Source organism: Woronichinia naegeliana WA131 (assembly GCA_025370055.1).
In the GTDB taxonomy this organism is placed as follows: domain Bacteria; phylum Cyanobacteriota; class Cyanobacteriia; order Cyanobacteriales; family Microcystaceae; genus Woronichinia; species Woronichinia naegeliana.
The window spans coordinates 3,184,277-3,198,874 of the sequence record CP073041.1; the positions used below are offsets into that span (position 1 = coordinate 3,184,277).

Genomic DNA, 14,598 nt, shown 5'->3' on the forward strand with positions numbered 1-14,598 from the left:
GGTGAGAGCGCGATCGCATCGCCTGTAGGTTGGATTGACGGAAGAAAACCCAACATCCTTTGGTTAATTTAATTAGCGCGATCGCCTAATCTAAACCAGATCCGCCAAAATATTAGTCACCTCCGATTGGCAAAGAAATCTTTCAATGCCTTGGAATAGGTACGACGAGTATTGGGCGATCGCATTAGATATAATCAACGAAAAATTTACAGTAAAAAATTATGTCTCTGGAGGTTCAGAAAAACTTCCTTCTTCTGATTCTAACTGAACTTTATCTTCCTTGATCGCTCGCATCCAAATAGCAATCATACCTGCAATCGGAATAGACAGAAAAACTCCCAACAATCCTGCCACTCTTTCACCGATAAACAGAGCTAAAAAGAGAACAATGGGATTTAATTCTAGGGCATTGCCCATAACTTTTGGGCGTATAATATTATCTTGAATCTGCTGAAGAATAATACAAGCAATGATTACTTTAACGGCGATCGCTAATCCCTGGGAACTAAAGACTAATAACGTCACGATCAAAACCCCTAGGGTTGCCCCAATTCCCGGAATCGCATCAAGAATACCCACAATCATAGCAAAAACTAAAGAATAGTTCACTCCTAACAGGGTAAAAATCAAGAAACTGGTGATAGACAAAAACAGCATTAATAGTAATTGTCCCCGTATAAATCCGAGAAAACTTTGTCGAAAGGTCTGGGCAAAGCGATCGCGGGAAGTAAGGGGAAGTAGCTTAAGGCAAGACTGCCAAAGTTTATCACCATCAATCAGCATATATAAACTAATTACTGCCCCAAAAATACCGGCAAAGACACTCGAAAAAATTCCCTGCACAATCCCTAAGCCAGAGGCTAAACCCGCCTGTAATTTGTCAATGACCTTGCCGATATCTAGCCGCTCAAGAAAATCCTGGTAGGGTAATAAATCTTGCTGTTTGAGTGCATCTTTGAGATGAGTGACTAAACCTTGTCCCTGATTAATCGCCTGTAGTCCAATGCCGGTTACTAACCCTAACAATAAGGCTAAGGCCACTATAAACGTAATGGCGATCGCTAATCCCCTCGGCATATAACGAGATAACCAAACCACTGGATAATTTAAGAGGGCGGCAAAAATAGCAGCCGTGGTAAATAAGGCGATCGTGCCATAAAAATAGTTAATAATTAGTATAGTGATCCAGCTACAGGCAAACAATAATAAATAGCGGGTTAATTGAGAATTACTCAAATAGTCCCAAATGTTTTCTGTCTCTACCTTTTGTTTATCCATGTACAGCCTAACGGTGAACTTTCTTTGTTCTATATCCTTGATTTTTGGCAAGATCTAGATTAGAACTTATTTTGCTCACTTTGCCATAGAGGCTTGTAATTTGTCAAAAGTCTTTAAATCTCTTAATCTGAGATGATTTTAGAGCGGTTGCCCAAATTGGTCAGGACTTGGCGACCAGGATTTAGATTTCATAGTGCCAGATTTGCTCTTCCCGCAAGATAAAACGGTGTAGGGGATTGCGCTGAATAAAACCTTGTTTTTCTAATTGACTGAGCGATCGCGTGATTGTGACCCTGGTGGTTCCTAAAATATCAGCTAAATCTTGATGGGTTAAGCGAAAATCAATGAGTTGGCCTTTTGAGGTTTCTGTCCCAAATTTCTTCCCTAGCCAATTAAATAGCTGGATGAGCATAGCTTCTACCGTCTTTTGGCTACGGATAATGGTTAATTCTTGCATCGGTTGAATATGGGAAAGGAGAATATGGGTCATATCTGCCCCTTTATTCCAGGAAATGAGAGCGGCTTTGACCTCAGTAACACATTCCAATTCGTAGGGATTAACCTTAGCAAAGCTTTTACTCACCGTGTCTCCGGGGCCCCAGACCCCCAACGTAATCATCGTGCCATCGTCTAGCCAGGTAAAACCTCGTACCATACCATACTGAATCTTCCAGAGACTATTAACTTTATACGGCAAGTTGGCACGCGAATCGAATGCCCACAATTGGTTTACGTTGGTTAATAGCATTGACCATTTTCTCCTTCGATAATTCAGCCCATCAGTCTCAATCGGACGACCTAACCCAGACAAGGTGCGATCGCTGATTGAGGAATCCTATATAATATACAGCAATTCTATCGAAAAGAAGTATTTGCTGGGATAGGGAAAAGTCTGGTATTGATGATGATCGCCTTTCTCTTGGGTTAAAACGAGCGGATTCACCAACGGAAGTTAAAAAAAAGCAAATATCCCCGTGGGGTTTTAAAGAAGGCGTTTATAGTAAAAGTTATTCTCGTCACTCAGGATTTCCATGGCCAAAACCTTACTTGAACAACTTCGGGAAGTCACCATTGTGGTAGCCGATACGGGCGATATTCAAGCCATTGAAACCTTTACGCCCAGGGATGCTACGACGAATCCCTCTTTAATTACGGCGGCGGCCCAGATGCCCCAATATCAGGAAATTGTTGATCAAACCCTGAAAAAAGCACGCACAGACCTCGGTAAACAGGCTTCGCTGTCGGAAGTCGTTACTTTGGCCTTTGATCGACTGGCGGTATCCTTTGGACTCAAAATTTTGGAAATTATTCCGGGTCGGGTTTCCACTGAGGTAGATGCCCGTTTGTCCTACGATACAGAGGCCACTATTGACAAGGCCCACTATCTGATTGCCCAATATGAGGCAGTCGGAATGTCCCGCGATCGCGTTTTAATTAAAATTGCTTCTACCTGGGAAGGTATTAAAGCCGCAGAAGTCTTGGAAAAGGAAGGTATTCACTGTAATTTAACCCTGCTCTTTGGACTTCATCAAGCGATCGCCTGTGCAGAAGCGGGAGTGACCTTAATTTCTCCCTTTGTGGGCCGAATTCTAGACTGGTATGTCAAGGAAACGGGGCAAGAGTACAGTCCTGAAGACGATCCGGGTGTGCAGTCTGTAACCAAAATCTATAATTACTACAAAAAGTTTGGTTATAAAACAGAAGTAATGGGAGCGAGTTTCCGCAATATTGGTGAAATTCAGGAATTAGCAGGCTGTGATCTCCTCACTATTTCTCCCAAATTATTGGATCAATTACGCTCGACGGAAGGAGATTTACCCCGCAAACTTGATCCGGCTCAGGTTAATCAAGACATTGCTAAAATCCCAATGGACAAAGCTATTTTTGAGGAAATGCACCAAAGCGATCGCATGGCCTCCGAGAAGTTAGCCGAAGGCATTGCCGGTTTTACCAAAGCCTTAGAAGCCTTGGAACATTTGCTAGAAGAACGACTGACCCGTCTTGAAGGTCTGGAAAGCATTACCCACGCTGCCGAAGAAATTTTCCATGCCTATGATTTGGATGGGGATGGCTTTATTACCCGTGAAGAATGGGCCGGAATGGATGCGGTTTTTGATGCGATCGACGATGATCACGATGGCAAAATTACGGTGGCAGAAATGGCGGCTGGTTTAGGAGCGGCTTTTCGATTAACAACGGTCGGTTAGTCTCCTACAGTCATTTTCTCTACTGCGTTACTCTGTCTTTGCTCCCCCTACGGAAGCCACTGTGTACACACAAGTTACAGAATCCCCCCTAGCCCCCCTTTGAAAGGGAGGAACCAGACAAATTAACGGTTGGAAGTCCCCCTTACCAAGGGGGATAAAACCTCAAAGCGTGTCTGTTTTCAAGATGTGTGTACACGACAGCTACGGAAGGGGGAATTTTTTTGAGAATTATCCCTGTCAACTGCCAGTTTTCGATGGAGGTGCTATTAAAGTGCGATCGCCGCCTTAACTCTCAGCAAACAGCGATCGCCAATTGTCTTAGGGCAATACGAAGATCGTTAATCGGTGATCGTACTATCCTCCTCGGTATTTTTACTTATTCTCTTTTGCGCGAACGATAAGTTACTATTACAAGCAACTTTGGTTAGTTGAGATAAATTCCATGCACTTACAACGGGTTCAAGTTCCCGATTTTCGGGTTTTAAAGGATATTGATATTAGCTTTGAGAAGGAGTTTTCTCCTCGTATTTTCCCCCTGGTTAGCTTAAATGGTGGCGGAAAAAGTACGTTATTGCAATTAATTTTTATTCTACTCCACTGTTCGGCTGATCCTGAAAAGCATGAATTTATTCGCAATTTATTGGCTCATTTTGATGTTCCTAAACACTCTGAGCAAAGGACTATAGCAAAGTTTGAGATTTGGGATGGTACAAAAGCTGTCAGTCTTGAATTCTTCGTTTGTCAGGGATTTTATTTAGGGGCATTGTTGTTTTTTGAAAAAAATTTAGAAGAAGAGGATATTAATGATAATTCCTTTACATTTCGGGACTGGTTGGAGATCAAACAGCAACAAACACCTATCCTTGATTATCCTGACAATCTTGACGAAGAAGAAACAGAAAAAAAATCGCAAAATATTCCTAGATTAGACCTTCCAACTAAATACTTTCTAAGTCGTCAATTTGTTCAGAATAAAATGCGAGAAGAAAAAAGATTTTCACAATCATTCGCTGAATATGACAAACAAATCAAAAAACTAATAAGTGAAAATAATTTAAAGCTTATTTATGATTATTGTGTTAGTGAAAATGGCTCAATATTATATCTTAATTTAATGTGTCGTATTGACTCAAGTGATCGAATTGATGATTTTTTAGCGGCAATATCTCAGAAAATATTTTTAGCCGCTCCCTCGACTCAAGTTTTCCTTTTTCTCAACCCTAACTATAGAAAACTTTTATTTAAACAGGATCAGAAAACCAAAAACTATTATTTTAGAATACAAGAAGCAAAATCTAAACTGGTTAATTTTTATCCCTATGATAATATTTCAATAGATGTTCTTATTGACTCTTTTAAACAAGCAAGAGATAAAGATTTTGAGGAGGCAATCGAAACACGCCACTATGGTAATCATTATCAAAACTTACTTGATGATTTTAATGAATTTCTAAGAGATAAAAAAATCAATCTAGACAAAGACTTATCAGGAGTTAATTTTAAAGCAGAAAGGAATGGTGAAATCATAGAACTATATCCTGAAGATTTAAGTCATGGGGAACTCAAAAGACTAAGTTTATATGTTTGGCTAAAACATAGTAATATTGAAAATGCGATTATTCTGTTCGATGAAATTGAAATTGCACTTCATCCTGATTGGCAATATCAAATTATTCGAGACTTGGAAGAATGGGGGCCAACTAATCAATATATTTTAGCGACCCATTCCTACGAACTTTGCCAAGCTTTAACCCCTGCTCATGTTAAAGAAATTGAACCCAAACTTTTGAATAACGTTAATCATTCGTAATGAGTTTTGATGCCCAACAACTTGAAGAACATTGTCAAACGATTCTGCAATCTCGTCGCATTAAAAATAAAATTGTCATCTTGTGTGAAGGTAGTTTTGCCCCCCTTCAAGGTCGGCGATCGCCTCAATCCTATGGACGAATGGAAGATTTTCCAGACGCAAACTTTTATAAAGCCTGTGTTCCGCAAAAACACAATCAATATTTACCTGAATTCTTTAATTGCGGCGATTGCTCAACAGTTATAGCAACCTACTTTAAACTGTTAGAACTACACGATCAAAACCCCAAAAACTCGTATCTAACACCCAAGAATTTATTCACTCTAGTTGATTTAGATATTCAAATCAGACCAATTTATGACTATTCTTTTTCGGACACAGAAAGCATTTTTGAAAATCTCTACTGTCAATTTAAAGTCAATGAAAAAAATGTAACCAGTCATCGTATTTGGACAACAGGTTTAATTCATAAAGAAGCCTATTTTTTAATACCAGAACTGCAAACAGAGTTATTTGATAAATTAGTAATTTTGGGCTGTGATAGTAAGGCAGAATATAAAAATAATCCGCTTTCTTTAGAAACGATCTATTGGGATATGATTAATTCTCTATCTCAAGATAAAGCAATCATAACTAATTTTAAAACTGTTCAAAACCGTCTAAAAAATCTTTCCTTTTTTGAAGCTAATGGGGAAGAGATAAGTCCTGAGCAATTACAAACTATTTTTCAAGAAAAATTTAAAAATGCTAAAGATGAGGAGCAAAAACAAAAAGTAATTTTGTCTTTATTAACAATTAAAAATGCAAAAACTGATTACTGGGAGAAAATTAAAAAACCCAAGAATTGGCCTTATAAGTCTGAACGCTTTCGAGAACAAATATTGCTTAAAATAGCTGATTTTTACTCTAAAAAAAGCCAAAATCCTCAATATCATATTCCCTACTTTCTGGAAACTGTTCAAGCGATCGCTGCTCAATCACAAAATGAATATTTAATTGCTCTAACTCAAAATTCTGACTGATGATCCGTGATTTGATTTATGTACCTTAATGCGCGTTAGCACAGACAACAAAGTTTATAAAAAGCGATCGCATTTTTGTCGTTTATGATTGGAAAAGCGATCGCCATCGCTGTGGGATATATCAACAAAGTGTAATGTGTCTTTAAAAAGATTGCAGTCAAGTGCAAATAGTCCTATAAAATAACTCATAACCTTTTATCGAAAAGTACATTGATAAAGTTCGAGTTCATACTAGATGGACCACCAGTATCACAACAGGCTCGTCGGCGAGATCGTCTTCGGGCTTGGAAAGTGACGGTTCGGCAAGAAGCTGAAAAATACTGGTTGTCAGAGCAAAAAGCAACTACCGGTTTTGTCATGCTGCAAGTAACCTATTTCTATGATGCCATAGCCATAGATGTGGATAATATCGTCAAGCCGATTCAGGATGCCATAATCGGATTAGCCTATGTTGATGATGACCAAATAACTGATGTTCTTGTCAGAAAGCGGAATTTATCGAGTAACTTTAGAATAGAAAATATGACCTCCACTCTAGCAGAAGGTTTTTCTCGTGGAAACGAATTTCTGCATATTGTCGTAACTGATGCTCCTGATCAAGAGGTACTTATCTGATGGCAACCCCAACTGTAAATTTAGAAAGAGAAAAAGTACTGCAACTAGCAGCAGAATATCGTAAAGAAGGGTACGAAGTTTTTTTTCGTCCTAGTTCTGATGACCTACCTGATTTTCTTAAGGGTTATCGCCCTGATTTAGTGTTAAAAAGAGGAAATGAATCCGTCATTGTTGAGGTTAGATCACGTTTTTCACTGAATTCTCCTTCTACACAATATTTGCGTTATTTGGCTCAAGTAGTGGAAGAGCATTCTGACTGGCGATTTGAGTTGGTAATGACAAACTCAGAGGATATTATCGATTCTCCAAATATTGAAGGTTCTCTTCAGCAGTCTGAAATAGAAACAAGATTACAGGCAGCAAGGCAACTTGTAAGTCAATATCCTGAATCAGCTATTCTTTATTCTTGGTCTTTAGTTGAAGCAACATTAAGGCTTGTTGCAGACCATGAGGGATTAAATTTACAAAGATTTGAGCCGCTTTATTTAATGAAGCAACTCGTAACTGAAGGTCTAATTTCTCGATCTCAATATCAGCTACTTAAAAATGCATATTCGTTGCGTAGTAACATTGCTCATGGTTTCAAAATCACCCAATTATCACAAGAATCTGTATATGAACTAATTGATATAACGGAGCATTTATTAGAAACCTTGAATACCAGTACTATGAAAGATTAACTCGTAAGTGGATTTGGTAACAGATGGTCTAAAATTTTACGGAGGGCGATCGCGTTTTTGTCGTTTATGATTGGAAAAGCGATCGCCTACTATTTTAGATAACTTTCTTCGTCTAAGCAGAAGAGTAGCAAAAGTCATTCCACAAATCAAAGCTATTTTAAAGTAGAACCCTGATTACACCATCTTCTATCAATTGGAGATCGCAGCCCTGAACCTTTTTAACTCTCCCATTGTCTATACTCAAGCATCTACGGATGAGGTAAATCGGTGCTAGGGTCAAATTCCAAGACACTGACTGATCAACAGTTAGTCATTCAGAGTCAACAAGGTGATGCAACAGCCTTTCGTCATCTCTACCAGAGCTATCAAAGTAAGGTACGCTCAACCCTTTATCAACTTTGTGGCAACCAAAACCTAGATGATTTGGTGCAAGAAGTTTTTTTGCGGGTTTGGAAAGGCTTACCCAGATTACGACAAACTAACTATTTTTCTACCTGGCTCTATCGCATTACTTGGAATGTGGCCAATGATGAACGACGACAATTTGCGAAACAAGCGATGACTCAAGGTGGCGATCTCGCAGAGTTAGAAACCCGTTTATCTCGCCATCAAGACAGTCCTAGTTTGATGGAAATGCACTACCAAGATCTGGTAAGACGGGGTTTGCAGTCCTTGAGCTTTGAACATCGAACCGTTTTAGTTCTCCACGATCTCGAAGATTTACCTCAAAAAGAAGTTGCCGAGATTCTCAAATTACCGACGGGAACTGTTAAATCTCGTCTTTTTTACGCTCGCCAAGCAATCCGCACCTTTTTGCACGAACAAGGAGTTGATGATGCATCCTGACCCCGACCATAATTTAATTCGTTTTCTGAAAAAACACCAACCCTCACCACCACCGGCTTCTTCCCATTGTGAGGAGAGGTTAATGCTATTGATTCGGCAATCTCGCCCCACAACTAATCCAATGACCCGATTTTGGCTAATTCCAACGGCGCTCGCGGCCAGTCTATTTCTGTTATGGAGTAGTCAGCAAAAAGCCTTCCAACCTGTGGCCGTCAATGATGCGAGTCATCGTGTCAATCAGTTAAATAGTGAAGTAGAACTAGAAGCTTTTTTAGTGAATAATTGGCAGAACCTAGGAGTAGAAACTTCTGAGGCGAATAGTCGCTACAGTGTTGGTGCGACCAATGACTGGCAGTTGTTAACCAATCCTGATAGCAACCACCGAGAATAATCGAGCTATCAATGAACCTTTTTAGAGCGAGTTTTGTCTAAAGGAGTGATCTCAATAATTGAGTTTTCAGTTTTGTTTCTCACTCTATTTTGTAGAGGTTTTTACCATGCAATTCTATTCTGTTTCCTTACTAACAATGCTATTAACGGTGAGTTTAGGGACAAGCTTTTGTGTTGCTAATCCTGTATTGGCTGAAGGTCAATACCTTGCGCCAACCTTACTAGTTCAAAATCGATCTGCTAAACTTGTCGATGGCCCTAATCGCCTGATGGAACAATTAAATCTTTCGAGTCAACAAAAGCAAGATCTATCGACGATTCGACAAAAATATCAAGGACAAATGAAGCAACTCCATGAACAGTTACGCACTAATCAGGAGGCATTGCGTACAATGATGAGTGGAACGGCCTCGGAAGAAAGTATTCGGACTAAACATACGGAGATCGTACAGTTAAGGCAGCAACTCGAAAATTTGGGCTTTGAAAGTATGTTAGAGAGTCGCGCTGTTCTAACTCCCGACCAACGTCAACAATTTGCCCAATTGATGGAAAAACAACGGGGAAAAATGAGATCTAAAATGGGAAATCCAGGGGACAGACCTCCGGCTTTTTAGATTTTGATGACGATCGCCTGTCCCGATTCAGAATTGCAGATTTTTGTTAATTATTAATACGGCTGAGAAAGGCTTTAAGGCGATCGCTTTGGGGATTAGTAAACACCTCATCGGGGTCGCCAGCTTCTTCGACAATGCCTTGATTGAAAAAGAGCACTTTATTGGAAACTTCCCTGGCAAACTGCATTTCGTGGGTGACAACGGCCATGGTCATCCCTTCTTCTGCCAATTGCTTCATAACCCCCAATACTTCTCCCACTAATTCCGGATCTAAAGCACTGGTGGGTTCATCAAACAATAAGACTTCCGGCTTCATGCAAAGACCACGAGCGATCGCCACCCGTTGTTTTTGACCACCAGACAGTTGATCGGGATAATTATGGGCTTTACTGCCTAGACCCACTTTTTCGAGATACATTAAAGCGCGTTCCTTAGCCTCCGTCATCGAGAGTTGTAACACTTTCTGGGGAGCTAACATTAAGTTTTGTAAAACGGTGAGATGGGGAAATAAATTAAAATGTTGAAAAACCATTCCCACCCGCACCCGTAATTGTCGCAGTTCTTTTTGACTGACATGGGCATGGGACAGATCCACTCCCGCCACCATCAATTTTCCCCCACTAATGGCCTCCAGCCGGTTTAAACAGCGCAGAAACGTACTTTTTCCGCAGCCCGATGGGCCAATAATTGAAATCACATCACCTGAATACATTTCCCCTGTTACGCCTTTCAGGACTTGTAGCGTCCCAAAATTTTTCTGAAGGTGTTCACAGGAGACAATCGGGGCAGTTGTTTCCATGGCGATCGCTCTTGGTTAAATCTAATCGTTTTAATCTTAATAAATATTAATGTATCGGAATCTTTTCGAGTTAATTGTATTCTCAATTACATTTATCCCTGACTTTAGCCCTAATACTGAAAGGTCAGTCTCGGTTACGGTTTCCCAGAAAACTTCAGTCTTGCTGGGTGTGATGAGGAGAAAACAAACAAATGAATCGATTTAACCCCTTTGGTAATCTGTTTGGCCGATGGCGACATCTGGTATATTCTCTGCTGGGATTACTCCTTGTTCTTGGTTTACAAGTGATTCCGGCCACGTCCCAGACAGCTGATACAGGTAAGCCCTTTGTAGTTGCCACCGAACCTACCTTTCCCCCCTTTGAGATGAATGATGAAAGCACGGGGACATTAACCGGTTTTGATATTGATTTGTTACAGGCAATTGGCAAGGAAGCTGGTTTAAATATTCAAATTGAAAGTTTGCCCTTTGATGGCATTATCCCTGCCCTACAAGCAGGCACTATTGATGGAGCCATTAGTGGTATTACGATTACCGCAGAACGGGCCCAATCTGTGGCTTTTTCCAGTCCCTATTTTAAAGCGGGTTTGGCGATCGCTGTTAAAGAGAACAATACGACGATCCAAAATGCCGAGGCGTTAAAAAATAAAAAAATTGCCGTTCAGATCGGGACAACTGGTGCAATGGAAGCGGCAAAAATACCCGGTGCAAAAATTAGTAGTTTTGATTCAGCGGCCCTAGCTCTTCAGGAATTAGTCAACGGGAAAGTCGATGCAGTGGTTAATGATGGCCCGGTTACTCGTTATGCCATTAAGACAGCCGGACTAAAGGGGGTGAAGGTCGTTGCCGATATTGGGACAGAGGAATTTTACGGCATTGCCATGCCCCAGGCGAAAGGCAATCAACTGAATACCAAGCAGTCCTTAGTCAACTTTGGTTTGTTTAAGGTGATTGAATCGGGAACCTATAACGCCATTTATGACAAGTGGTTTGCGGCAACTCCCAATCCCTTACCCATGGTGGCTCCAGCGATCGTGGATAAAGTCAACACCTTGGCCACTCAAACGGTACAGAAAGAATCCTTTTTTATTCTCCTTTTCCGTAATCTGATTCGGGGTTCTGGTATTACCGTTGTTCTCACCATTTTTGCAGTTTTCTTTGGTTTGGTTGGCGGTACACTAGTGGCGATCGCCTTAATTTCACCGATAGGAATTGTGCGCTGGATCTTCCGCATCTATGTGGAATTCTTTCGGGGAACGCCCATGCTGGTGCAACTATTCATCATCTATTTTGGTTTGCCTGGACTGTTTCAGGAAATCGGTTTAGAGTGGAGTTTAGATCGTTTTCCAGCGGCTATTATTGCCCTGAGTTTAAATGTCGCTGCCTATTTAGCAGAGATTATTCGGGGTGGTATTCAATCAATTGATCCTGGTCAATGGGAAGCCTGTCAGTCCTTGGGTATGTCACCTTTTCAAACCATGAAGGAAGTCATTTTTCCCCAAGCCTTTCGTCGCATTTTGCCCCCTTTAGGCAATGAGTTTATTACCCTGATTAAAGATACCAGTTTAACCGCCGTTATTGGTTTTACGGAACTCTTCCGAGAAGGTCAATTAGTGGTTGCCACTACCTACAAAGCTTTTGAAGTGTATATTGCAGTGGCGTTTGTCTATCTGATTTTAACGACCCTATCCTCAATCGCGTTTAAATGGCTAGAAATCCATCTTGATCCAGTGGGTAGAGCCAAAAAGCAAGCGGCCTAATGTTGTTTAACGTTTTTTAAATTTGTGTGTGAGATGATCATGTTTAAATTCTTCAAAACTGCTAACTTTTTCTTGCCTAGTTTTAGTTTAGCGATCGCTGGATTAAACCTGATTGCTATTGCCCCGATTCAAGCCGAAGAAATAGTATCACCGTCCCTTAATTTGTCTTTACTCCAACGTCGTGCCCTACAACTCAAAACCTTTCAAGATGGGAACCTAAACCCTGGCTCGGAAAATATGCCCAGGGTAGCAGACCTAGATCGCGGTAGCCTCAATCAAGTCACCAATGTTTCAGAATTGCGGGATATTCAACCGACCGATTGGGCCTATGAAGCTCTCAAAAGTTTGGTGGAACGCTATGGCTGTATTGTGGGTTATCCTGATCGCACCTTTAGAGGCGATGCCGAAGGCACACTTCGTGACCGCGCCCTCACTCGTTGGGAATTTGCGGCAGGTTTAAATGCTTGTTTAAATACCATTGAGAGATTGTTACAGGAAAATGTGGCGGTATTGCGGGAAGATCTAGACAAACTTAAACAATTATCCCAACAATTTGAGCAAGAACTCGCGTCAATGGGAGCGAGAGTCGATAATCTAGAATCTCGTACTGCCTATCTAGAGGATCATCAATTTTCCACGACAACCAAATTAAGCGGTGACGTAATTCTGGCCTATTCTGGCGTTTGGGGATCGGAACAAGCCAGTGGCCCGCCCAACCAACCCATTAACAATGGCCAAATTACCGCCAATTATCGTTCCCGCATCAATTTTGATACTAGTTTTAATGGTAGTGATAATCTACTGGTACGTTTTCAAACCGGCAACTTTCTCTACGGTAGAGGGGGCAGTAATCTTACCGATTTTAACTTTACCGCCGTAGGGGAGCCTAATCGTACCAGACTTGATAAGCTCCAGTACCGTTTTCCCGTTGGTGAGGATTTGAATGTCTGGATTAGTGGGGCGAAAATTACCCTGGATGATTTAGCTGATCCCCTCGCTCCTTTTACCAATTCCTTTACCGATGGTGCTGTCTCCTTTTATGGATCGATCGCCCCGATTTATTTACCGAACGACAATAATGGGCCTGGTTTAGGGGCAGCCTACAATTTTACCAAGGATCTGAGTTTGGCGGCTTTTTATTCGGCTGGTAATGGTTCGCTAACCGAGTCGAGCAATGGTTTATTTAATGGTCAGTTTGGGGCCGGTGCGCAGTTAACCTATCTGCCAGAACCGGATACAGGAGTGGGGATTGCCTATCTGCATCAATATATTCCCCAGGGTCAGTATGATCAGTTTTCGGTGCTAGGATTCACCGGACTAAGCAATACTGACGATCCGTTTAATGGTAATGCTAGTACTTCAGACAATATTGCGTTGCTCTGGACTTGGCGACTGGCCCAAAGTTTTAGTCTCGAAGGTTGGGGAATGTACACTACGGCTAATGCGGTGGGCGGCGATCGCAATGGAGACACGGCGGATATTTGGAACTGGAAAGTCAGTTTTGCGTTTCCTGATTTGTTTAAGGAGGGAAATGTGGGGGTAATTTCCGTCGGACAACCACCCTATGCAGCCACGTTAACTAACAATAATCAGATTCCCGATGCTACGCCTGCTACGAGCAATCCTCCCTGGTTTGTGGAGACATTTTATCTCTATAAAGTCAACGATAATATTTCTTTAACGCCGAGTGTTTGGGTTGGTATTAATCCGGCTAATGGTCGCGATCCGCTTTGGGTTGGGGCAATTAGAACCAGCTTTAAGTTCTAGTCAATGGGGTGGCGATCCTGTTTTAACCCAAATTCCGTACTTGGCAACAAGAATTTTAACTAATACGAACAAGTCTAGATTAGCAGAAGTGATTTCCCACAAAGGTTTCAGGAATCACAATCTGCTGATCAACAAAAGTACGCCTCTTTATGCAGTGCAAAGGCACTGATAAACGCACTACTATAGTCTTTCCTTCTCCGTCTATATCTAGTGTTATGATGGCTAATGATGCCTGCATATAGCGTGTAAATTTTAAATTATTTATTTTCTTCTAATTGGTACGGAATATGGGATATAAAGTCGTCCTCCGCTATCGCTAAAGGACGAGGTTTCTACCCATTTTTCTGATGATGAGGAAAACCCTGACTAGCTCTCGAATGCCCCTTGTATATAGTCTTGTAAACAAAAATAATTTCCTGCCCATTTCACCTGTCGCCCTAACTCAATGAGAGGAATATTTTCGTCAAGAGAAAGCGAAGCGGGAAGTTTTTGAGCATGAACAAGGGCCACATCAAAACGACAGGGAAGGTTTGCTAACTGGGGAGAGTAAGCCAGGAAAAGTTGGGCCGTTTGGATAATTTTATTTTGTTTGGCAATATTGACCGCTAAGGCTCCCCCCTGATCCCAATTCCCAGCACTACGAGTCTTGACTTCGATAAAGACTAATAGTTTTTCTGGCGATCGCCCAATTAAATCAATTTCTCCCCAACGCGATCGCCAACGTTGATGAAGAATGCTCCAACCTTGCTGTTTTAGCCACTGGGCCACAAAGTCTTCACCGCATTGGCCCAAACGACTGGTCATGGCTTA

At 41.3% G+C, this 14,598-nt stretch carries 14 protein-coding genes; 10 read left to right on the forward strand and 4 right to left on the reverse strand.

Annotation, left to right across the window (positions count from 1 at the left end; genetic code table 11):
- Positions 1 to 219: 219 nt before the first annotated feature.
- Complete coding sequence (locus KA717_16110; protein UXE63927.1) at positions 220 to 1,236, reverse strand: AI-2E family transporter; 1,017 nt, start codon at positions 1,234 to 1,236, stop codon at positions 220 to 222.
- A gap of 223 nt (positions 1,237 to 1,459) precedes the next feature.
- Entirely contained in the window at positions 1,460 to 1,975 is a 516-nt protein-coding gene (locus KA717_16115; protein UXE63928.1) for a Crp/Fnr family transcriptional regulator, read from the reverse strand.
- Between the two features lie 334 nt (positions 1,976 to 2,309).
- On the opposite strand from KA717_16115, the gene KA717_16120 reads away from it, so the two are divergent.
- The 8 genes from KA717_16120 to KA717_16155 all read left to right on the forward strand — a co-directional run bounded on the left by KA717_16120 (position 2,310) and on the right by KA717_16155 (position 9,462).
- On the forward strand, positions 2,310 to 3,485 hold the full coding sequence (locus KA717_16120; GenBank protein ID UXE63929.1) for a transaldolase: 1,176 nt from the start codon (positions 2,310 to 2,312) through the stop codon (positions 3,483 to 3,485).
- A 442-nt stretch (positions 3,486 to 3,927) separates the two neighbouring features.
- The gene (locus KA717_16125; GenBank protein UXE63930.1) at positions 3,928 to 5,295 is read left to right on the forward strand and encodes an AAA family ATPase; all 1,368 of its coding nucleotides are present in this window, start codon (positions 3,928 to 3,930) and stop codon (positions 5,293 to 5,295) included.
- Complete coding sequence (locus tag KA717_16130; protein ID UXE63931.1) at positions 5,295 to 6,317, forward strand: hypothetical protein; 1,023 nt, start codon at positions 5,295 to 5,297, stop codon at positions 6,315 to 6,317. Before KA717_16125 ends, KA717_16130 begins: the two co-directional genes overlap by 1 nt.
- A gap of 291 nt (positions 6,318 to 6,608) precedes the next feature.
- Positions 6,609 to 6,932, forward strand: coding sequence for a RusA family crossover junction endodeoxyribonuclease (locus tag KA717_16135; GenBank protein ID UXE63932.1), 324 nt, complete (start codon positions 6,609 to 6,611; stop codon positions 6,930 to 6,932).
- Positions 6,932 to 7,612 (forward strand): hypothetical protein, encoded by a 681-nt coding sequence (locus KA717_16140; GenBank protein ID UXE63933.1) that lies wholly within the window; start codon positions 6,932 to 6,934, stop codon positions 7,610 to 7,612. Before KA717_16135 ends, KA717_16140 begins: the two co-directional genes overlap by 1 nt.
- Before the next feature lie 267 nt (positions 7,613 to 7,879).
- Positions 7,880 to 8,458 (forward strand): sigma-70 family RNA polymerase sigma factor, encoded by a 579-nt coding sequence (locus KA717_16145; GenBank protein ID UXE63934.1) that lies wholly within the window; start codon positions 7,880 to 7,882, stop codon positions 8,456 to 8,458.
- Positions 8,445 to 8,849, forward strand: coding sequence for a hypothetical protein (locus tag KA717_16150; GenBank protein ID UXE63935.1), 405 nt, complete (start codon positions 8,445 to 8,447; stop codon positions 8,847 to 8,849). Before KA717_16145 ends, KA717_16150 begins: the two co-directional genes overlap by 14 nt.
- A gap of 106 nt (positions 8,850 to 8,955) precedes the next feature.
- Positions 8,956 to 9,462, forward strand: coding sequence for a Spy/CpxP family protein refolding chaperone (locus KA717_16155; GenBank protein UXE63936.1), 507 nt, complete (start codon positions 8,956 to 8,958; stop codon positions 9,460 to 9,462).
- A 46-nt stretch (positions 9,463 to 9,508) separates the two neighbouring features.
- Here KA717_16155 and KA717_16160 read toward each other — a convergent pair whose 3' ends face one another.
- Positions 9,509 to 10,261 (reverse strand): amino acid ABC transporter ATP-binding protein, encoded by a 753-nt coding sequence (locus KA717_16160; protein ID UXE63937.1) that lies wholly within the window; start codon positions 10,259 to 10,261, stop codon positions 9,509 to 9,511.
- 191 nt (positions 10,262 to 10,452) lie between these two features.
- On the opposite strand from KA717_16160, the gene KA717_16165 reads away from it, so the two are divergent.
- Positions 10,453 to 12,021, forward strand: coding sequence for an ABC transporter permease subunit (locus KA717_16165; protein ID UXE63938.1), 1,569 nt, complete (start codon positions 10,453 to 10,455; stop codon positions 12,019 to 12,021).
- A 39-nt stretch (positions 12,022 to 12,060) separates the two neighbouring features.
- Entirely contained in the window at positions 12,061 to 13,788 is a 1,728-nt protein-coding gene (locus KA717_16170; protein UXE63939.1) for an iron uptake porin, read from the forward strand.
- A gap of 366 nt (positions 13,789 to 14,154) precedes the next feature.
- Here KA717_16170 and KA717_16175 read toward each other — a convergent pair whose 3' ends face one another.
- Complete coding sequence (locus KA717_16175) at positions 14,155 to 14,592, reverse strand: YraN family protein (GenBank protein UXE63940.1); 438 nt, start codon at positions 14,590 to 14,592, stop codon at positions 14,155 to 14,157.
- Positions 14,593 to 14,598: the final 6 nt, after the last annotated feature.

Bases quoted from the DNA above. Each gene is read 5' to 3' on its own strand.
- KA717_16140 (UXE63933.1), top strand. From the start codon at position 6,932: ATGGCAACCCCAACTGTAAATTTAGAAAGAGAAAAAGTACTGCAACTA.
- KA717_16160 (UXE63937.1), bottom strand. From the start codon at position 10,261: ATGGAAACAACTGCCCCGATTGTCTCCTGTGAACACCTTCAGAAAAAT.
- KA717_16150 (UXE63935.1), top strand. From the start codon at position 8,445: ATGATGCATCCTGACCCCGACCATAATTTAATTCGTTTTCTGAAAAAA.
- KA717_16125 (UXE63930.1), top strand. From the start codon at position 3,928: ATGCACTTACAACGGGTTCAAGTTCCCGATTTTCGGGTTTTAAAGGAT.
- KA717_16170 (UXE63939.1), top strand. From the start codon at position 12,061: ATGTTTAAATTCTTCAAAACTGCTAACTTTTTCTTGCCTAGTTTTAGT.
- KA717_16120 (UXE63929.1), top strand. From the start codon at position 2,310: ATGGCCAAAACCTTACTTGAACAACTTCGGGAAGTCACCATTGTGGTA.
- KA717_16130 (UXE63931.1), top strand. From the start codon at position 5,295: ATGAGTTTTGATGCCCAACAACTTGAAGAACATTGTCAAACGATTCTG.
- KA717_16155 (UXE63936.1), top strand. From the start codon at position 8,956: ATGCAATTCTATTCTGTTTCCTTACTAACAATGCTATTAACGGTGAGT.
- KA717_16165 (UXE63938.1), top strand. From the start codon at position 10,453: ATGAATCGATTTAACCCCTTTGGTAATCTGTTTGGCCGATGGCGACAT.
- KA717_16175 (UXE63940.1), bottom strand. From the start codon at position 14,592: ATGACCAGTCGTTTGGGCCAATGCGGTGAAGACTTTGTGGCCCAGTGG.